General features: G+C 45.5%; 10 protein-coding genes. All 10 read left to right on the top strand.

Annotation, left to right across the window (positions count from 1 at the left end; translation table 11 throughout):
- Positions 1 to 552 precede the first annotated feature (552 nt).
- Positions 553 to 1,608: a ribosome small subunit-dependent GTPase A gene (gene rsgA / locus F5613_RS12000; RefSeq protein WP_179399924.1), complete on the top strand. Its 1,056-nt coding sequence runs from the start codon at positions 553 to 555 to the stop codon at positions 1,606 to 1,608.
- A 161-nt stretch (positions 1,609 to 1,769) separates the two neighbouring features.
- Entirely contained in the window at positions 1,770 to 4,646 is a 2,877-nt protein-coding gene (locus F5613_RS11995; RefSeq protein WP_179399923.1) for a ligand-binding sensor domain-containing protein, read from the top strand.
- A gap of 145 nt (positions 4,647 to 4,791) precedes the next feature.
- Positions 4,792 to 7,746, top strand: coding sequence for a SusC/RagA family TonB-linked outer membrane protein (locus tag F5613_RS11990; protein ID WP_179399922.1), 2,955 nt, complete (start codon positions 4,792 to 4,794; stop codon positions 7,744 to 7,746).
- 12 nt (positions 7,747 to 7,758) lie between these two features.
- Entirely contained in the window at positions 7,759 to 9,276 is a 1,518-nt protein-coding gene (locus F5613_RS11985) for a RagB/SusD family nutrient uptake outer membrane protein (protein ID WP_068181199.1), read from the top strand.
- Between the two features lie 11 nt (positions 9,277 to 9,287).
- Positions 9,288 to 10,781: a glycoside hydrolase family 30 protein gene (locus tag F5613_RS11980; protein ID WP_179399921.1), complete on the top strand. Its 1,494-nt coding sequence runs from the start codon at positions 9,288 to 9,290 to the stop codon at positions 10,779 to 10,781.
- Positions 10,782 to 10,812: 31 nt separating this feature from the next.
- A complete protein-coding gene (locus F5613_RS11975) occupies positions 10,813 to 12,138 on the top strand; it encodes a DUF5125 domain-containing protein (protein WP_179399920.1) in 1,326 nt (441 codons plus the stop codon).
- 6 nt (positions 12,139 to 12,144) lie between these two features.
- Positions 12,145 to 13,611: a glycoside hydrolase family 30 protein gene (locus F5613_RS11970; protein WP_246303402.1), complete on the top strand. Its 1,467-nt coding sequence runs from the start codon at positions 12,145 to 12,147 to the stop codon at positions 13,609 to 13,611.
- A 93-nt stretch (positions 13,612 to 13,704) separates the two neighbouring features.
- Entirely contained in the window at positions 13,705 to 15,948 is a 2,244-nt protein-coding gene (bglX, locus tag F5613_RS11965; RefSeq protein WP_179399919.1) for a beta-glucosidase BglX, read from the top strand.
- Between the two features lie 140 nt (positions 15,949 to 16,088).
- Positions 16,089 to 18,962, top strand: coding sequence for a helix-turn-helix and ligand-binding sensor domain-containing protein (locus F5613_RS11960; protein ID WP_179399918.1), 2,874 nt, complete (start codon positions 16,089 to 16,091; stop codon positions 18,960 to 18,962).
- 144 nt (positions 18,963 to 19,106) lie between these two features.
- Complete coding sequence (locus F5613_RS11955; protein ID WP_179399917.1) at positions 19,107 to 22,262, top strand: SusC/RagA family TonB-linked outer membrane protein; 3,156 nt, start codon at positions 19,107 to 19,109, stop codon at positions 22,260 to 22,262.
- The last annotated feature ends 8 nt before the right edge of the window (positions 22,263 to 22,270 follow it).

The raw sequence follows: 22,270 nt of genomic DNA, 5'->3' as shown, positions 1-22,270 counted from the left end.
GTACCGATAAATGAGAAGAAAAGTACCGACAAAACTTTCCTTAAGTATAATTTATTTTTTCCTTAAGTAAAGTTTTTTTTTCACTTAAGGGAAAATTTACGTAGAAGGGGTGTTGGAAACCAGACATATAAGAAATGATTCTACTGATAGTCTGGACACTTTCACAAAATCCAGCCTAAAATAATTTACACCCGATGGACGACTCTTTTAATTTGTAACTTTCTTTTGAAAATTCAGCGCGCTTATCAGACTCAAATTTTCTGAAATACAAAAGATTATGTATTTTTGTGGCATGACTACAATGTTTAAATCGGATTTGGTGTAACAAACAATCTGTGTTTCTTATACAGATTGTCCCTTTGTTTGTTCTCGGATATTCTTTCCGGGAGTCGTTTCTATGTCAATTATAATTTGATTTGTATACAATGATTTAAGGCATTGGTATGCCCTTTTGTATATACTTACACTGTCAAGAAATGACTTTTGGGAAGAAAATTAACAACAATCAGGGAGATTGCCTCCATAGAGTCTCCTTATTTAAAGATCAAAACAATGCACGATTTACATTTATATGGTTGGAATGACGAGCTTTTCCAACAAAAACAAAATTCCGGTTACAAAGAATTCATTCACGGAAGGATAACAGTTACTCATAAAACCTGTTATGAGGTAATTTCTGAAACAGGGCACTATTCCTGCGAAATGACAGGGAATATGCTCTACGGGAGGGATGTATCCGATTATCCCTGTACAGGCGACTGGGTTATTTTCCAGGTAACAGACACGGACAAGGGAATCATTCTGGCTATGCTACCTCGGAAGAAAACCCTGTATCGCCTTAAAAGCGGTTCCGTATCGGAAAGACAGGCTATAGCATCCCATGTTGACAAAGCATTTATAGTTCAAAGTCTGGATAACAGCTTCAATGTACGCCGTATTGAGCGCTTCATGCTGCAACTTTCATCCGAAAGTATTCAGCCGATATTGATCCTGACGAAAACAGATTTAGGATTTGATGCCGATGAGATAAATAAAGCGATAAAACATCTTTCCCATAAGATGCCGGTTTTCTATACCAGTACGCAATTGCCTGAAAGTATCGATATGTTGCGTGAAACAATCCATACAGGCGAAACCGTCGTATTTACGGGCATGTCCGGCGTGGGGAAAAGTACTCTGATCAATGCTCTTTGCGGCAGGGAACTTCTGCAGACAGGAACAATCAGTGATTCTACAGGTAAAGGAAAGCACACTTCTACACGGAGGGAAATGGTACTGTTGCCGGGTTCCGGTGTGCTGATCGACACTCCGGGGGTAAAACTTTTCGGTGTTACAAACGATAATACGGATAACCTCTCAGAAATATTAGATATCTCAGCTTATGAGGGCAAGTGCCGGTTTAAAGATTGTAAGCATGTAAATGAAAAGGGTTGTGCCGTACTGGAAGCGGTCAATACCGGAGAATTAGACCGTGGCGTATACGAAAGCTATCTTAAGCTCCGCAGGGAAGCCTGGCATTATACGGCTTCTGTCCACGAGAAAAGAAAACAGGAGAAATCGTTTTCTAAAATCGTAGACGAGGTAAAGAAACGCAAAGGCAATTACTAAGTTCTATCTATCAGTGCAGGTATTCTGTTAAAGAGTACCTGCACCAGGTAAATAGGATAGACTGCAAACGTACATTATAGACGAAACCAGCCTTTGATGTTTTCTTTTGCGCGAAGTTTATGTACATTTGCGAGGTGAATAAACCAGAATAGTGCTGATACATGTTTAAAATCCGTATTCTTTACACGCTATGCCTGCTTATGTTGTTTACTGCAAACCTGTTTGCGGAATGGAACAACTATGTCACAAATTATAAAAAAGAGTTGTTCGGTAAAGGGTCGCAAACCTGGCAGATCAATGCATTCAACGAAAACTGGGTTTACTTTGCCAATAAAAACGGACTGCTTCAATACGAGGGAAGCAGCTGGAAATTATATCCGCTCCACAACGAAGCAGATGTGCGTTCGCTGCATATATCGACTAAATTGAAACGTATTTATGTGGGAGGTGAGGGAGAGTTCGGTTATTTCCATGCAGATGCTTCCGGAAAACTGCTCTATGTGAATCTGTCGGATTCCCTGCCGGCGCAAAGTAAGTTCAATGTAGGGTACTGGGGGGTATTTGAAGTGGATAATATATTCTACTTTGTTTCGGATAACTTTATTGTAAAACAGTTGGGCGATGAGTTTACGCTGATTCCGTCCGTGCACAAAATAGACCGTTCCAATGTGGTGAACGGCTCGTTATACATCGGTACCTATAAAGGGGTGTTCGTTTTAGTAGGAAATAGTTTCTTCCCTCTTTCAGGAGGGGAACTGCTGGAGGGAAAACATATTCGAAGTATTGAACCTTATCAGTCGGGGATGCTGATTGCCACAGCGGTGGATGGATTATTCTATGCAGAAAACGGAAAGGTGACTCCCCTGATTACCGGAGCCGAACAGTTTATGAGGGAGAACGAGGTTTTTACGATGGCTGTTTCGGGTGATTACATCGCCATAGGTACAGTGCGAAGAGGCCTTGTTCTTGTAAACCGCCGGTCGCGGTTGATCAAGTATTTCAACGAGCGGAACGGTTTGCAGAATAATACGGTTTTATCTATCAGTTTTGATAAGCGGAATAACCTATGGCTGGGGCTGGACAATGGAATCGATTATATTTCGCTGGATACTCCGTTTACCAATCTTTATACCTATCCCTATTCGTCGGGTGCAGGTTATGCTTCGGTCTTGTTTCAGGGAAAATTGTATCTTGGAACCAACAGCGGAGTCTACCATACCAGTTGGCCGGTACGGTTTACCGAAACCTCTGCCGCCATCGATTTTATCCCTCAACTGAGCGGACAGGTGTGGGATATGCGTATAATTGACGGGAAACTTTTCTGTATGCACGACAAAGGGCTATTTATCCTGGACGGGAAATCCATCGAACAGGTAAGCGGATTACGTGGTGTGTGGAGCTGTGTACCGCATTATACCGATCCGGATAAATTATGGGTGGGTACCTATGAGGGGCTTTATCTGATACAACACATGCAGGGAAAATGGCAGGTATTAAAGGAATTGGAAGGGGTTTCCGACTGGTTTAAGAATTTCGAGTTCGAATCGCCCGAAGTTCTTTGGGTGCGTAACACCAACGAGGGGGCTTTGCGGGTTGTACTGGATACGGTAAACTATAAGGTGAAGAGTAGCCGATTCTACACTTCGAGGGATGGATTGAAATCTATTCGGAATCTTTTTATCTCTAAATTAGAGAACAAACTCTATTTCTCGTCCGATTCCGGATTGTTTGAATATGATAAGGCGGCCGATCGTATGGTGCCTAACCGTACCATTCCGGTTGCTTTCCCGCATTCGGTGCTTAAAAAAGGCCGAACGGATCTGTATGGATTAAGCAGGAATGGTCTGGGTATATTGAAGAAAAACCGGACCGGCGACAAGATGTTTTCTGTTATCTATCCCTTCAATCACAAGCAGCTAGACTTCATTAAATACTATGAGAACTTTGAAATAATTGGAGATTCAGTCGTAATTATCCCCAACGAACATGGGTTCTCTTTACTCGATCTGGCCTTTAAAGAGAAGGTGGAAACCGGCAACGAGCTTTTTATCAAGAGTGTCTATTCTACCTATCCCAAGGATTCGTTGTTGTTTAATGCTAACTTTACAGGAAATTCGTACGTTCCGGAAATTCCTTACAGCCAAAACTCCCTTCGGTTCGAGTACACCATGCATGCATTCGATCTGGAGAAGGTGGTACGTTACCGTTTTATGCTGAGTCCCGCCACCGAATGGTCCGAATATACCACCTCCGAGGTGAAAGAATACAGTGGACTGAAAGAGGGAAGTTATACCTTCAGGGTAGAGGCGCTGATGAACGACGGCAAGGTTTCGTCGGCTACTTTTTCTTTTGTAATTCTGCCTCCTTGGTACCGTTCCATGTGGGCCTACTTTGTATATTTCCTGCTGTTGATGGCATTCTTGTATTTTCTGTATCAATGGGACGAATGGCGCATCAAACGTAAAAAACAGCAGGAGGTGGCCATAAAGGAGAAGGAGATGTGGTTGAAGGAACAGGATTTTATCAAGGCTGCTGCACGACAGGAGAATGAAATCATTTCTCTAAAGAACGAGCGGCTGGAGTATGAGCTGCGCCATAAGAGTCAGGAAATGGCCAACCTTATGATGAACTTTGTCCGCAAGAATGAGATTCTGATGGATATAAAGAGCGAGCTCTACAAAATAATGGCCGAATTGAAGTCGGATTCCGACGTGAGGGCCAAACGCATGCTGGTAACGCTTAACAATAGCATCGATACCAATATGCAATCCGACGATCTGCTAAAAAGATTTGAAGAGCAGTTCGATCTGGTTCATAACAATTTTATGGCAAAATTAAGTGAAAAACATCCCGACTTATCCGTTAATGAGCGTAAGATGTGTGCCTTTTTGAAGATGAATTTGTCGTCTAAGGAGATTGCTCCCTTATTAAATCTTTCCGTACGCGGGGTAGAGACGCTCCGCTATCGTTTGCGTAAAAAAATTGGTTTGGAGCGTGAAGAAAATTTATTGGAGTATTTAAATGCTATTGATATTTAAATACTTACAATTTTATAACGAGTATTTGACGTATTCTTATTTTGTCTGTGACGTATTTGAAGGTAACCAAAATGTAACTTCCGCACCTCTTATTGCCCTATGTTTGCATCGTTTCAGACTAAGAAATCTTTAATTTAATTATTTTATGAGAAATTTGTTAACATTTGTGCTCCTGTGGTGCACGATCCTTTCTGCTTATGCGCAAGACGTGCAGATTAAGGGTGTTGTTATTTCCGGAGAGGATAACCTTCCTTTACCCGGCGTTAATGTGGTAGTGAAAGGTACTACCATCGGTACTACGACCGATTTCGACGGTCAGTTTTCCTTTGCCGCACCGGCAAAAAGTCTCTTAGTGGTTTCTTATATTGGTTACAAACCTCAGGAATTGGTTGCCGATGCAACAAAATCCATGCGCATTGTTCTGAGAGAAGACTCGGAAGTGCTGGAAGAGGTTGTAGTGGTTGGTTACGGTACTGTAAAGAGAAAAGATGTTACCACTTCGGTAGCTACTGTTTCTACTGAAGACCTGGATCAGCGTCCCCTTATTTCGGCTGCTTCGGCTATTCAGGGTAAGGCCGCAGGGGTAAATGTTATTCAGCCCAACGGCGAACCGGGTGCAGGCATGGTGGTGCGTGTACGTGGTAATTCATCCATCAATGCCAGCAATGATCCGTTGTATGTAGTGGACGGAGTGCCCATGAGTGAAATCAATTTCCTTAGTCCCAACGACATCGAAAGTATGCAAATCCTGAAAGATGCCTCTTCGGCAGCTATTTATGGTTCGCGTGCATCCAACGGGGTTGTATTGATTACTACAAAGGCAGGCGCAAGAGGCGATGCCAAGATTGCCTTTACTGCACATGTTGGTATCACCGATGTGGCCAAAAGAGTTGAATCTCTGAATGTAGCGCAGTATGCCGATTTAATGAAGGAAATCGGACGTGTTAATCTGCCTTCCGGACTTACAGATCAGACAAACTGGTTCGACGAAACGTATCGTACGGGTGTTACACAAAACTATCAGTTGTCGTTCTCTAACGGTAACGATAAGATGAGGTATTATGTTTCAGGAGGTTATACCAAAGAAGACGGGGTTATCAAAGTAGCCTTCTACGAACGTTATAACATGAGAGCCAATCTGGAGAACCAGATCCGTCCTTGGTTGAAATTCAACACCAATGTGGCTTATTCTGATTATTCAAGCAACGGTATCGTTTCCGGTCAGGGTTCCAACCGTGCCGGTGTTGTTCTTTCTGTAATCAACACACCTACCTACGCAACCATCTGGGACGCGCAGAATCCGGGACAGTATAACAATAACTTCTACGGAGCAAATATCACCCATCCGGTGGAAAATATGTCGCGTACGGCCGACAACCAGACAAACAACAACCGCCTTATCGGTAGCGTGAGCGGCGAAATTACCTTCCTTCCGGAGTTGAAGCTTAAGTCTACCACCTCCATCGACCGTGTTTACTTCCATAAAACCAGTTTCCTGGATCCTAAAAAGACAGAATACGGCCGTTCTCAGTACGGAAATGCTACAGACGATCGCTCTTTAAGTACGGTGATGGTATTTGATAACATCCTGACGTACGACAAAGCTTTTGGAAAGCACAGCTTCAATGTAATGGCGGGTACTTCCGGTACCACTTCCAAATGGTCGGAAAGCTACCAGACTGTAAGTCACTTTATGAATTCTGAAATCAAGACACTGAATGCCGGAAATAAAGTTTCACAGGGTAACGGTACACGTGCCGCCGACTGGAGCATCATGTCTTACCTGGGCCGTGTTGCCTATAACTACGACAGCAAGTATCTGTTTACCGCCAACTTCCGTTCAGACGGTTCTTCCAAGCTTTCTCCGGCCAAACGTTGGGGCTATTTCCCCTCTTTCTCGGCTGCATGGCGTATCTCTTCCGAAGAATTTATGAAGGATATCACCTGGATTGATGATTTAAAACTTCGCGGTGGATGGGGACAGACCGGTAACCAGTCGGGTATCAGTGACTATGCCTATCTTCAGAGATACAACATCACCCGTCAGAACTGGTGGGAAACAGGAAAGGAAAACGCCATGGTGATCCTTTCGCCTGCTAACATGAAGAACAAGGACCTTACCTGGGAAACTACTACACAAACCAATATTGGGGTGGACCTGTCTATTTTCAACAGCCGTTTGGTGTTTAATGCGGACGCTTACTACAAGTATACCACAGATTTGTTGATGGATGTTCCATTGCCTTCTACTTCCGATGTGGGTTCAATTACCCGTAACGAAGGCGAAATGGTGAACAAGGGTATCGAGTTTGCCGTAAGTTCGAAGAATTTTGTAAAGGCTTTCAAGTGGGATACCGATTTCAATATCTCTCTGAACCGCAACGAGGTAAAGAAGTTTACTTTGCAGAATGTGTACTATTATGCACAGACATCCGAAGCTACCAGCGAGAATGTAGTACGTATGACACCCGGTCAGCCTTTAGGTATGTTCTGGGGTTACATCAGCGACGGAGTTGATCCTGAAACAGGCGACCTTATGTACCGCGACCTGGATGGAAATGGAAAGATTACCTCCAGTGATAAAACATACATCGGAAATCCAAATCCCGATTTCACCTTTGGTCTTACAAACAACCTTTCTTACAAAGGTTTTAACCTGAATATATTCTTCCAGGGTGCCGTTGGAAATGATATCTACAACGCATCACGTATGGAAACAGAAGGAATGTATGATGCCAAGAATCAATCTACGGAAGTACTTAACCGCTGGAGAATACCCGGACAGATTACGGATATGCCGCGTGCGGTTGCCACTACGGATAACCTGAAGGCTTCCACCCGTTTTATTGAAGATGGTAGCTTTGTACGCCTGAAAACGGTAACTTTATCATACAATTTTGCTGGCGGATTACTTAAGAAATGGGGTGTAAGCAGATTACAACCTTATGTAACAGCCCAGAACCTGTTCACAATTACCGGCTATTCCGGTTTCGACCCCGAAGTGAACCAATGGGGTGGCAGTGCTACTGTTCAGGGTATAGATTGGGGTACCTATCCTCAGGTTAGATCGTATGTTTTTGGTGTTAATGTTGAATTTTAATAGAATCGTATTATGAAAAATAGAATAAAACTAGGTTTATTCATGGGAGCGGTGCTTTTTGCAACATCTTGTTCCCTTGATCAGGATCCTATCTCCGACTTCAGCGAAATAACGGTAGGCGGTAAGGATACGACAGATACTTCTGTCAAGTTCAAGACAAAAGAAGAGATGAAAACGCAGTACGATGGTATCTATAAAGCTATTCAGAATGCACAGGAGGCTTGGTATGCGGATATGCTTGTACTGAATGAGACTCATTCCGATAATGCTTATTGCGGCTCTTCGGGCGCCGAGCTCACCTCCCTCGAGCAACAGACTCAGGATGGAACCAACAAGAATATTGAACGTGACTGGAATGCATTTTTAGGGTATATCAACACGGCCAACCGTGTGATTAATAACGTGGATCTGGTTCCCGACCAGTCTCTTACCCAGGCAGAACGCAAGCAGTGGAAGGCGGAAGCCAAGATTTGGAGAGCCTGGATCTTATTCGATATGGTAAGATTATGGGGCGATGTACCGGTTGTAACCGAAGAGGCTCCGGATATTACTGCCGAAAATGTGGAAGAGGTGTATCCTCTGTTGTATCCGTCACGTAAACCGGTTGCCGAAGTGTATGCACAGATTATCAGCGACCTGAACGCAGCTCTGGAACCCGGTGGTGCACCTGCTGTGAATGCCGGTAATAAATTCCTGCTTACCAAGTCAGTCGCCAATGCGTTGCTGGCCCGTGTTTATGCAGAAAAACCGGTACGCGATTACGCTAAGGTAATTCAATATGCAGAGGCTGTACAGAACGATGGTTTCAAATTGGTTCCCGATTTCTCCGATCTGTTTTCTGTTAATGATGCAAAAACCGATGTGAATTTCCGTAATACATCCGAATCGATCTTTGAAGTTACCTACCCTGTAGGTAGCGGCAATTGGGTAACCTGGATGTTTGGTATCGACCATGTGGACCCGAACAGTACATACAACTGGGCTAAATGGATCACTCCTTCGAGGGATCTGATTCAGGCTTACGAAAATGAAGGCGACAATGTTCGTATGAACCAGGCCATTGTATGGGGACAACCTTCCTGGAGTAACCACTATCCTTCGGATCATTATCCTTTCATGTATAAGACCCGTTCCAAGTACAACAGCATTATCAAGATCCGTTTGGCAGATATTTTATTGTTGAAGGCCGAAGCGTATGTGGAAACCGGAAACCTGCAGGCTGCAGCCGCACTTGTTAATACAGTTCGCAACCGGGCCAAATTAGCTGATTTACCTGCAACTACTGTAAGTTCGAAAGAGAAGATGGCGGATGCCGTATTGAATGAACGCAGACTTGAACTGGCTTATGAAGGACAACGTTGGTTCGACCTTGTACGTACCGGTAAGGTGTTCAGCATACTCAATAGTCTGAATACACGCGATTCGGGCCGATTACCGATGACTCCCGTTACCGAAGAGACTGTTCTGTTGCCTGTACCGCAGACTCAGATCGACAAGAATCCTAATTTGACTCAAAACAAGGGTTATTAATGAGCATCAGCATGTTTGCAAAATTACCGATCGTATTTTTTACCGCTCTTTTGCTCTTCACAGCTTGTGGCAGTGATCCTAAAGACAATGGAGGTGTACCGGATCCGGATCAACCCGGAACGGTAGCTTCCGACGTGGATCTGTTTATCACCACGGCCAACGGCAGCAGAAAGTTTTTCCACGACTCAATCGCCTTCAATAGCAAGCCGAATATGTCGCCATATACCATTACGCTCAATCCGGCGGAAAGTTATCAGGTGATGGAGGGCTTCGGTGCGGCGATCACGGGTTCTACCTGTTATAATTTACTTAAGATGTCGGCCGGCGACCGTGCCAGACTGCTTAAGGAAACATTCGATCCGGTTTCGGGGATGGGTTACAGTTATATAAGGATTTCCATGGGTTGCTCTGATTTTTCACTGAGCGAATATACCCATTGCGATACCAAAGGGATTGAAAACTTTGCCCTGCATACAGAGGATAAAACCTATGTGATTCCTGTGCTGAAAGAGATTCTGGCCATCCGGCCGGATATCCGCATCATGGCATCGCCGTGGACCTGTCCGAAGTGGATGAAGGTGAACAACCTTACAGAGAAGAAACCTTTCGATTCGTGGACAAGCGGACAACTGAATCCCGCTTATTACCAGGAATACGCCACCTACTTTGTGAAGTATATCGAGGCAATGAAGTCTGAAGGGATCAATATTACTTCGGTAACGATCCAGAATGAGCCTTTAAACCGTTACAACTCGGCTTCGTTGTATATGACCTGGCAGGAGCAACGCGACTTTATCAAGACTGCACTCGGACCGGCTTTCAGAAGTGCGGGTATACAGTCTAAAATCATCGTGTACGATCATAACTACAACTATGATGCCGATAGGGCCGAAAACAAGGATCAGATCGATTACCCGCTTCACATTTACAGTGATCCCGAGGCGGCTCAGTATATCGACGGGGCGGCATACCATGCGTATGGCGGCGACAAGTCGGAGCTGGCGGATGTGCATGCAAGGAATACCTCCAAGAATTTATATTTTACGGAGATATCCATCGGCAGCTGGGGCTATAGTTTTGCAGACGACCTGATGTGGAATATGAACGAAGTTTGTCTGGGTACGATCAATAACTGGGCAAAGGCGGTGATTGTGTGGAACTTTATGCTGGATGCAAATCACGGACCGAATCGTCCCGGAGGATGTACAACCTGCTACGGAGCTATCGATATTCAGTCTGATTATAAAACGATGACCCGCAATTCGCATTACTATACCATCGGTCACCTTGCCAAGGTTGTTGCTCCCGGAGCAAAGCGTATAGCTACTACCGGTTACAAGGCAACCGGATTGTATTATGCCGCTTTTGTGAACCCGGATGCCTCTTATGCGGCCGTTATGCAAAACGATACGGATAAACCGCTCAATATTACCCTGGCAGACGGATCACATACATTCACTTTCGAAGTCTCCGCCAAATCGGTGGTCTCCGTCAAGTGGAAATAATAAATCTTTTACTTTTAAAAATAACAGAATCATGAAAAAATATAAATCATTAGTTTTTGCTCTTGCAGGTTTGTTAAGTTTAGCGGCTTGCGAAGACGACGATCTGGTTCCGGGTAATCCGGTTATCAACCCCACAACACAGATTGGGGCGGCTATGTTTGGCGACAGTCTTGCATTCAGTGCCGAAGTGGCGGATAACGATGTGCCTCTTTCAACACTGAAGGCCCAGCTCTTTTATGGCGACGAGAAGGTGTCTGAAACCGTAATCCGTACAAAGACCAAAGGCGACTACAAAGGAAAGATATTTGTTCCTTTCTACGCCAATGTGCCCAACGCAACGGCTACTCTGAAACTTGTACTGCAGAACATCAACTTTACCATCACCGAACAGGAATTCAATGTTCCTCTTACCCGTCCGGATTATCCGTACCTTACATTTGTAACGGCAGGAGGTGAGTATCGTATGGAGCGTGCAGGTTTATATCAATACAAGGCTACTTCGGAATTTCCACAGAAGATTAAAGGGTATATCAAGACTCCCACCGTTACTCCTGCCGGAAATGAAATAGTATTCGGTTTTGCAAATGGTGCCATTGTTGAGGGGACTACCAACGGTATCTCGTTTTCAAACTCTACGGCCGGAACCTACGATATCGAATTCAATACGCTTACCTATGCAGCTGCACCTTTTATCAAGTTGATGTTTGCCGGAAGTGAAATGGCCATGGTGGACGACAATAATTACAAGATTGAAAAGGAGTTTACAAAGGGACAGATTATCGAGGTGTCGGGTATAGCTGATTATGATGAGTGGTGGATTGATTCCGATTACTTCACCAAAGGTGCGGACGGTAAGCTTACCTTCTTGCCGGTTAGCGGTAAATACAGGGTTACTGCCAATTTTGAACGTAAATATTTTAGTGTCGAACATATGAACGGCAATGATCTTTCTGCCCTTGACAAGGATGGAAATGCAATCTGGGTAATTGGCTGGGGTATCGGTAAGCCTACCCACGAAAACAATGTAAACTGGAATCCCGACAAGGCGCTTTGTATGGCTAAGATCGGAGATAAAAAGTTCCAGCTTACCTTTAAGCCTTATCCGGTTACCTTCAACGAAGACGGTACAATTGCCAATAAATACGACTTTAAGTTCTTCTATCAGAAGGGTTGGGGCGGCGAATTCGTAGGTGCCGATTACGTTTCTACACAAACGGATATGATTTATGTGACTGACTCAGGTAACTTCCAGGCTGCTGCCGATCTGATTCTGGATCCCAACAAGTGGTATGTTATTACGCTGGATGTTTCACAGGGCAATAAAAAGGCGGTGATGACGCTTACAGAAAAAAAATAAGATTTTATGCGAATTAGTAAATTAACAACCCATATGGCCGGTCTGGGGCTGGCAACGTCCATTCTGTTTTCTGCTTGTACTGCGCAGAAGAATGTGAATGCGTTTGTTACCACCGCAGACCAGTCTATGGTCTTCAAACCATTATCCATTCCATTGGATAATGGTTCATCTGCGGATGCGAATACAATTGTTCTGAATCCGGCGGTAAAATTTCAGGAGATGGATGGCTTTGGTGCGGCAATCACAGGTTCAACTTGCTACAATTTGTTGAAGATGAAACCCGAAGACCGTACGGCATTGCTTAAAGAGACATTTGATCCGGTAGATGGATTGGGGTATAGCTACATCCGTATCTCCATGGGCTGTTCCGACTTTTCGATGGACGAGTATACGCATTGCGATTCGGTAGGTATCGAAAACTTTGCCATCCACGAATTGGATAAACGGGACCTGTTTCCTATTCTGAAAGAGATTCTGGCGATTAATCCCAAGGTAAAGATTATGAGTTCGCCGTGGACTCCTCCAATCTGGATGAAGGTGAACAACCTGAAGGATTTAAAACCGTTCCCTTCCTGGGTAGACGGACAGCTTAATCCTGCATACTACCAGGATTATGCTACTTATTTTGTGAAGTTTATCCAGGCGATGGAGAAGGAGGGATTCATGATTGAGTCGACCACCATTCAGAATGAGCCTCTAAACAGAGGGAATTCGGCTTCTTTGTTCATGACATGGCAGGAACAACGTGATTTTATTAAAACGGCATTGGGACCGGCCTTCAAGGCTGCGGGTATCAAGACCAAGATTGTTGCTTACGATCACAACTACAATTACGATTATCCTGACAAGGAAGAGTGTGCCGATCAGGTAGGCTATCCGGAGCATATCTATGCAGATGCGGATGCAGCACAGTATATCGACGGAGCTGCTTTCCATGCCTATGGAGGCGACAAGTCTGAGATGCTCCGCATTCATACGGTTCGTCCGGACAAGAATCTCTATTTTACGGAAATATCTATTGGCGAATGGGGCGACGGCTATTCGTTTGCCAATGATTTGATGTGGAATATGAGGGAGGTAGGTATCGGTACTATCAATAACTTCTGTAAAGCGGTTATGGTATGGAACCTGATGCTGGATGAAAATCATGCTCCCTACAGACCTCATGGTTGCAACATGTGTCTGGGTGCCATCGATATCAGTTCAAAAGATTACAAGACGATGGTTAAAAACAGCCATTATTATGCAATGGGCCATCTTTCAAAGGTAATCAAGCCGGGTGCTTACCGTATAGAGACCAAGGGTATGCAACAGGATGGGGTATATTATACCGCTGTTTTGAATCCCGACGGTACCTATGGGTTGGTATTGCAGAACGATACGGATGCCGAAGTGGACATCCGGGTTTCGGCAGATGAGCAGACATTTAACTGTAAGGTGCCTTCCAGGAGTGTAAGCTCTTTTATTTGGTAAGGAACATCAACTATCCTGTAGAGGGTTATTCTTTCGGTGGGTCGGGATATGGTTGGAATATGTTGAACTAAATGTATAAATAAATTAGTATATATGAACAAGAGAATTATCACAGGTTGCTTGCTTTTGGCAGCATTGGTTTCATGCCAAAGCTCCACTTCGGTAAAAAGCAACGATGTGGAGAAGAGGGTGGAGGCCTTGCTTTCCCAGATGACGCTGGAAGAGAAGATCGGCCAGATGAATCAGATCAGTCCGTCGGGTGATGTAAATACAACCGCCGAGCTGATCAAGAAGGGTGAAGTGGGCTCTATCCTCAATGTGGCCGATGCCAAAACCATCAATGCCTACCAACGTACGGCAGTGGAGCAGTCGCGCCTGGGCATTCCGCTGATTGTGGGCCGTGATGTGATCCATGGATTCAAGACGATTTTCCCTATTCCGCTGGGACAGGCGGCTTCGTTCAATCCGGATCTGATCGAGAAGGGTGCGCGCATTGCCGCCATCGAAGCCTCTTCGGTAGGGGTGCGGTGGACTTTCGCACCGATGGTGGATATCTCCCGCGATCCCCGCTGGGGCCGCATTGCGGAGAGTCTGGGTGAAGATACCTACCTGACCTCGGTATTGGGTGCCGCCATGGTGAAGGGATTCCAGGGAGATTCTTTGAACAATCCCACCTCCATCGCAGCTTGTCCGAAGCACTTTGTGGGCTACGGGGCAGCAGAAGGTGGCCGCGACTATAACTCCACCCATATTCCGGAACGGTTGCTTCGCAATGTGTACCTGCCCTCTTTCGAGGCGGCAGCCAAAGCCGGAGCAGCTACCTATATGACCTCCTTTAACGACAACGACGGCATCCCTGCCTCGGGCAACGGTTATATCCTGAAGGATGTACTGCGCAAGGAGTGGGGCTTCGACGGTTTTGTGGTATCCGACTGGGCTTCGGTAGGGGAGATGATCGCCCACGGCTTTTGTGCCGACGGGAAGGAAGCGGCGCTTAAGGCTGTGAATGCGGGTGTCGACATGGAGATGGTAAGCTACCATTACGTGAACCACCTGAAGGAACTGATCTCGGAAGGTAAGGTGAAGGAGGAGACGATCGACAATGCAGTACGTAACATCCTGCGTGTGAAGTTCCGTCTCGGGTTGTTTGAGAATCCGTATGTGGATGAGAGCAAGGGAGAGGTGCTTTACGCAGCTTCACACCTGGAGGCAGCCAAGGAGGCAGCCATCGAGTCGGCCGTACTTCTAAAGAACGAAGGTTCGGTGTTACCTCTGGGAGAATCCGTAAAGACCATCGCCGTAATCGGTCCGATGGCGGATGCACCGCACGACCAGATGGGTACGTGGGTGTTCGACGGGGACAAGAACTATACCCAAACGCCCCTGAAGGCATTGGAATCAGCTTATGGCGATAAGATCAAGATCGTGTATGCCCCGGGCGTAAGCTACAGCCGGGATACGAATACGGGCGGTATCGCCGCAGCGGTACGTGCCGCATCATCGGCAGATGTGGTGTTGGCTTTTGTAGGAGAGGAATCCATCCTGTCCGGCGAGGCCCACTGTCTGGCCAACCTGAACCTGCAGGGCGCGCAGAGCGCTTTGATCGAGGCGGTAGCCAATACGGGTAAACCTCTGGTTACGATCGTAATGGCGGGTAGACCGCTAACTATCGGTAAAGAGGCAGCCTTGTCCGATGCCTTGCTTTACAGCTTCCATCCGGGCACGATGGGCGGCCCGGCCCTGGCGGATCTGCTCTTCGGCAAGTCAGTACCCAGCGGCAAACTGCCAGTGACCTTCCCGAAAGAGGTAGGTCAGATTCCGCTTTATTACAGTCACAACAGCACGGGCCGTCCTTTCCAGGGCACGGAGACGATGCTGCAGGATATCCCTGCGGAAGCTGGACAGACCTCGCTGGGTAACACCTCGTTCTATCTGGATGCGGGTAACGATCCGCTGTATCCCTTTGGTTACGGCTTGTCTTACAGCACATTCAAATACGACAACCTGAAGCTATCTTCAGAGAAACTGAAGGAGGGCGACGTACTTACGGTAAGCTTCGATCTGACCAATACGGGTAAATACGATGCAACGGAGGTAGCGCAGCTGTATGTTCAGGACCGTTTCGGTTCAGTAACGCGTCCGGTAAAGGAGCTGAAGCGCTTCGAACGCATCGCGTTGAAGTCGGGCGAAAGCCGCAGTGTAAGCTTCAGTCTGCCGATACAGGAGCTCGCCTTCTGGAACATCGATATGAAGAAGGTTGTTGAGGCCGGTGATTTCAACCTGTGGGTAGGAGGCGACAGCCGTGCGGCTTTGAAAGGTTCTTTCGTTGTTGAATAAGAATAAAACAGTAACTGAGACAGTTGATTGATTATGTACCGGCCGGGGGATCACCTCCGGCCGGTTTTGTTTTATTAACGGATTTGTATCGTTTGTTTTTGTACATTTGTGCTGTTAATGAATTTCAATACTATCGAACCATGTATAAGAACCGAATCATATATACCCTGAGCTTGCTATTATTACTCTCTTCCGATTTGCTTGCGGAATGGAACCATTTTGTCACAAATTACAAGAAAGAGCTTTTTGGCAAAGGTTCTCAGACATGGCAGATAAAGGCATTCAACGAAAACTGGATCTATTTTGGTAATAAGAACGGACTGCTTCAATACGATGGGAGCGAATGGAACCGTTTCCCCATCCACAACGAAACGGATGTAAGATCTGTATTTGTTTCCGAAAAGCTGAACCGTATTTATGTGGGTGGCGATAGTGAATTCGGATATTTTACACCCAACGCGAGCGGCAATCTGCAGTATGTGAACCTTTCGGATTCACTTCCTCCTACCCAGCGGTTCAACGGGGCCTACTGGGGTGTGTACCATGTTGAGAATCTATTTTATTATGTGGCCGACTGGGTGGTCGTTAAGCAGTACGGCGACGAGTTCAGCCTGGTGCCTTCGGTTGGAAAGATCGATTGCTCGGCAGTTATAAACAGCACGCTGTATATCGGTACCACAAAAGGAGTTTTTGTATTGGTGGGAAATAAATTCTTTCCTCTTTCGGGAGGTGATAAACTGATAGGGAAGCATATCCGTAGCATAGCCCCTTATCAATCCGGTATGTTGGTGGCTACAGCGCTGGATGGACTTTATTACGTGGAAGGGACGACGGTGACTCCTCTTGTAACAGGTGCAGAGGCTTTTCTCCGATCCAATGAGGTCTTTTCCATGGCTGTTTCGGGAAATATGCTGGCCATCGGTACGGTGCGCCGGGGACTTGTACTCGTGAACCTGCAGAATCATAAGATAAAATTTTACAATGAAAGGAACGGTTTGCAGAACAATACGGTTTTGTATATCGCCTTTGATAAACGAAACAATCTTTGGCTGGGTCTTGATAATGGCATTGATTATATTTCGTTGGATACCCCTTTCACCACGCTGTATACCTATCCGTATTCGTCCGGTGCAGGCTATGCCTCCGTTATTTACAAAGGTTTTCTCTATCTGGGTACCAATAGCGGCGTTTATCGTACCTCCTGGCCTGTCCGTTTTGGAGAATTATCGGCCGAGATAGAGTTTATCCCTCAGTTTAGCGGACAGGTCTGGGACTTAAAGGAGATAGACGGAAAACTATTTTGCATGCATGACAAGGGCCTCTACATTCTGGATGGTAAAACCATTGAATCCGTTCCCGGGTTAAGGGGGATGTGGACCTGTACAAAGTCGCCGGGCAATCCGTCCAAGTTGTGGGCAGGAGGTTATGAAGGGATGTATGTATTGGAAAAAGTTGCTGATAAGTGGCGTGTTAAAGCAAAGCTGGAGGGGGTGAACGACTGGTTTAAGAACTTTGAGTTTGAGTCGCCCGAAGTAGCCTGGATCCGTAATACTTCTGAAGGCCCCCTGCGTATTGAGATTGATACGGTTGCCTGTAAGGTGACCCGGAGCCGGTTTTATACCCTGAGGGATGGATTGATGTCCACCCGCAATCTTTATATCAGCAAGCTGGGGAAGACTCTCTATTTCTCAACCGATTCTGGGCTATACACTTACAATGCCGGAAAAGATAAAATGGAACTCAGTTCTGCTATTCCCCAGTCTTTTCCTCATTCGATATTGAAGCAATACGGCGATTCGGTCATCGGGCTGGATCGCAACGGCATCGGGGTGCTTAAGTTCAACAAAGAGGGAAGGGTGCTTTCATCGATGATGTTCCCTATTAACCACAAGCAGATGGATTTTATCCGCTACTATGAAACCTTTCAGCTGATAAACGATTCGACGGTGATCATTCCCAATGAATATGGCTTTTCTCTGCTGGATCTGACGTACAACAAACCGAAAGAGGATAACAACGAACTGTTTATTAAAAAGGTTTACACCTCTTTCCCCAAGGATATCCTCCTTTACAGCGCCAATTTTATGGGAATGGAGGCTGTTCCGGAAATTGAATATAGGAACAACTCCCTTCGCTTTGAATATACGCTTCATGCCTTCGACAGGGAGAAAAGTGTGATGTACCGCTACAGACTGAGTCCTAATGGCTCATGGTCTGAGCCTTCGGCTTCCGAATCAAAGGAATTCAGTAATTTAAGGGAAGGCAGTTATACCTTCGAACTTGAGTCCATCGATTCGGATGGTTCGGTATCGCAGACCTCCTTTTCCTTTGTTATTCTACCTCCGTGGTATCGTTCCATGTGGGCCTATTTTGTGTATTTTATGTTTTTGGTTGTTATTGCCTATTTTGTCTATCGTTTGGATGAATGGCGAATCCGCCGTAAGAAGCTTTTCGAACTGGCCGAAAAAGAAAAAGCTATGCGTCTGAAAGAAGAGCAGTTTATTAAGACGACCACCCTTCAGGAAAACGAGATCATGCGCCTGAACAACGAGAAACTCCAATACGAGTTGAAGCATAAGAGTCAGGAGATGGCCAATCTTACCATAAACTTTGTAAGGAAGAATGAGATTCTGACCGACATAAAGGAAGATCTTTTCAAGGTGATGGAGGAGATGCGGGGAGAACCTTTTGTAAAGGTGAAACGTATGCTTGTCAACGTTAACAGCCGAATCGATTCCAATATGCAGTCCGACGATCTGCTCAAACGGTTCGAGGAGCAATTCGACCTGGTTCATAATAATTTTATGACCAAGCTGAGCGAAAGACATCCCGATCTTACCCTTAGCGAACGTAAGATGTGTGCCTTCCTTAAGATGGATTTATCATCTAAAGAGATGGCTCCGCTTCTAAATATATCCGTAAGAGGAGTAGAAGCCATGCGATACAGATTACGCAAACGAATTGGTCTTGAACGTGAAATAAATTTACTTGAGTATTTAAACTCAATTGAATAACAGGCTGTTAACTTTTTGAATCGAATTGTTGTCGTATTAATTTTAGTGCTTTGCCGTATTCGCGTGTAGGACATTTTTAAATTTATCATTTCTTATTAACTTATGTTTGCACTGTTTCAACAGTCAATCTTAATTTAATAATTTATGAGAAATTTATTAGTCATTGTGTTTCTATGGTGCACTGCCTTTTCTGTGTTCGCCCAAGATATACAGATTAAAGGAGTAGTGGTGTCGGGAGGGGATAATTTACCGCTTCCAGGAGTAAATGTAGTAGTTAAAGGTACCTCTATAGGTACGATCACTGACCTGGATGGTCAGTTCTCCTTTGCCGTTCCGGCAAAAAGTATGCTTTCCATAACCTATATCGGTTATAAACCTTTAGAGGTTGCAGCCGATGGATCCAAACTTATGAATATCACCCTTCAGGAAGATACAGAAACCCTTGATGAGGTGGTTGTAGTTGGTTATGGTGTGCAGAAGAAGAGTGTGGTTACGGCAGCAATCAGCCGTGTGACTGCCGAAGATCTGAATAATACAACCCCTTCTCGCATTGAAGATGCCTTGAAAGGAAAGGTATCCGGTGTGCAGATCACCCAAAGCTCGGGTCAGCCGGGAGCCGATTCGAAGGTGCGTATCCGTGGTGTAGGTACGGTAAACAACAGTGAACCTCTTTACATTGTGGATGGTATGCCGGTTGACGGAGGTATCAACTACCTGAATCCTACAGATATCCAGTCTGTGGAAATATTGAAGGATGCTGCATCGGCAGCCATTTACGGTGCACGTGCAGCCAACGGGGTTATTCTGGTAACCACCAAGTCGGGTGTATCCGGAAAGACAAATATTACGTACGACTTTACCTATGGATTGCAGAATCCATGGAAGAAAAGATCTGTTCTGAATGCAACCGAGTACATGACGCTGATGAATGAAGTGGCGGTAAATGATGGCAATGCGCCTAAATACCTGCCCGAACAAATCGCATCAGCAGGAAAAGGTACAGATTGGCAGGATGAAACATTTAATTACGACGCACCGGTGCAGAGTCACCAGGTAAGCGTTAACGGCGGATCAGACAAGATTGTTTATTTTCTATCACTAGGTTATTTTGATCAGGAAGGTATTGTGGGTGGTAATTATGGAAAGTCCAACTACAACCGCTGGTCATTAAGAACCAACAGCACATACAACGTATTTGAGACTAAAGATCGTTCCTTCCTGAATAAAATGAGGGTTGGAGTGAATATCAGCTATGCAAGAGCTAAATCATCGGGTATCGAGACCAACTCTGAATATGGATCAATACTTGGTAGTGCATTGGCTTTCGACCCAACAGTACCTGTATATGCAACCAATCCCGAATCGGTGCTGGCTTCTTATCCACATGCTGTTAAAGATAAAGACGGAAAGGTCTACACCATTCCTGCCGGAGGCTTCCAGGAAATCGCCAATCCGGTCGGGATGCTTAATGCACCTACTTCCTCCACATTGAATGAAGACAAGTTTGTTGCCAGCTTCTGGGGCGAACTGGATCTTTATGAAGGTTTGAAGTTCAAATCAAGCTACGGCGCCGACCTGGCTTTCTGGGGTAACGACGGCTATACATTCCCTTACTTCCTGGCTACGCAGGGTAAGAATATCACCCAGAGCTCTGTATTCTCAAACATGCACCGTGGTTTTACCTGGCAGGTTGAAAATACACTTACCTATACCAAAACATTCGACGACAAGCACAACCTGACCGTTTTGTTGGGTCAGTCGGCCAAGGAATACACCCTGCGTGAATTGTATGGCGACGATTTTGACCTGCTGGAAACCAATCCCGACAAGGCTAATATCAATTCGGCCATTGCAGATCGTGATGAAGAGCGCGTGGCAGGTGGAACAGGAGGATTCTCCAACCAGACGCTGGCATCTTATTTCGGTCGTATCGACTACAACTTCGACGAACGTTATATGATTCAGGCTACAGTACGTCGTGATGGTTCGTCCAATTTCGGACCCAATCATAAATGGGCTGTTTTCCCTTCAGTATCTTTAGGATGGAACGTTACAAACGAGGCCTTTATGGATAGCCGTCCCGATTGGTTCAGCAACCTGAAGCTTCGTGCCAGCTGGGGTAAGAACGGTAACGAGCGTATCGGTCAGTTCCGTTATACCAGTTTGATGGACGGCGGACAGAATTATTACTTCGGTTCGGGCGATCATGCAACGATGCAATACGGTAGCAGTCCCTCTAAAATTGCCAATCCGGATGTTAAATGGGAAGAGTCTGAACAGCTTGACTTAGGTTTTGAATCTCGCTTCTTTAATAATTCGCTTACTTTCGGCTTCGACTATTTCAAGAAGAATACCAACGGTATGTTGATGGATCAACCTATTCCTGCCTATGTAGGAAAGGGTGCTCCTATTGCCAATGCGGGTGATATGCAGAACTGGGGTCTCGAATTTGAATCAACATACAAACTTAAGATCAACGATTTCTCGTTCAACGTAGGAGCCAATGCATCTTACCTTAACAATAAGCTCATCAAACTGGGTAATGCATCGGGCGAAGCTATCTATGCTGATGCCGGAGCATCGGGTGTGGGAAGTTATGTAAAAGGTAGAAACGGTGAAGTATACCCCTACTTCTATGGTTACAAAACCGGCGGAATTCTGCAGAACCAGCAACAGGCCGACGAGTATAACAGCAAATATGGCGAAAAGGCACAGCCGGGAGATGTTATCTTCCTGGATATAGCCGGCGAGAAATCCAACACGCCTGATGGTAAGATTACAGATGCCGATAAGACTAAGATTGGTAAGGGAATGCCCGATTGGACCTTCGGTCTGAGCCTGGGTGCCGATTGGAAAGGATTCGATTTGAATCTGTTCTTCCAGGGAACAGCCGGTAATGATGTCTTCGATTTCTCACAACGTGGAGATATCCAGGCAATGAACCGTCCGTCCTGGATGCTTGACCGCTGGATCGGTGAAGGAACATCCAATAAGATTCCGCGTATGACCGCTGTCAATCCTAACCGTAACTGGCGTTCGTCCGACCTATACATCAAAGATGGTTCCTATGTACGTCTTAAAACCATTCAGTTGGGTTATTCGTTGCCAACCTCCTTGCTTGAAAAGGCTTCATTACAACGTTTACGCTTGTTTGTAACAGCCGAAAACCTCTTCACATTCACCTCATATGATGGATTTGATCCGGAAATTGCAGCGGGAGATTACTTTAATATCGGAGTAGACAAAGGTATCTATCCTCAGTCGAGAACAATTTCAGTAGGTGCAAACCTTACTTTCTAATCTTAAAA

The organism is Macellibacteroides fermentans (genome assembly GCF_013409575.1).
GTDB lineage: Bacteria > Bacteroidota > Bacteroidia > Bacteroidales > Tannerellaceae > Macellibacteroides > Macellibacteroides fermentans.
The sequence above is the reverse complement of the archived record's forward strand: the minus strand, read 5'-3'. Positions and strand labels throughout refer to the sequence as shown.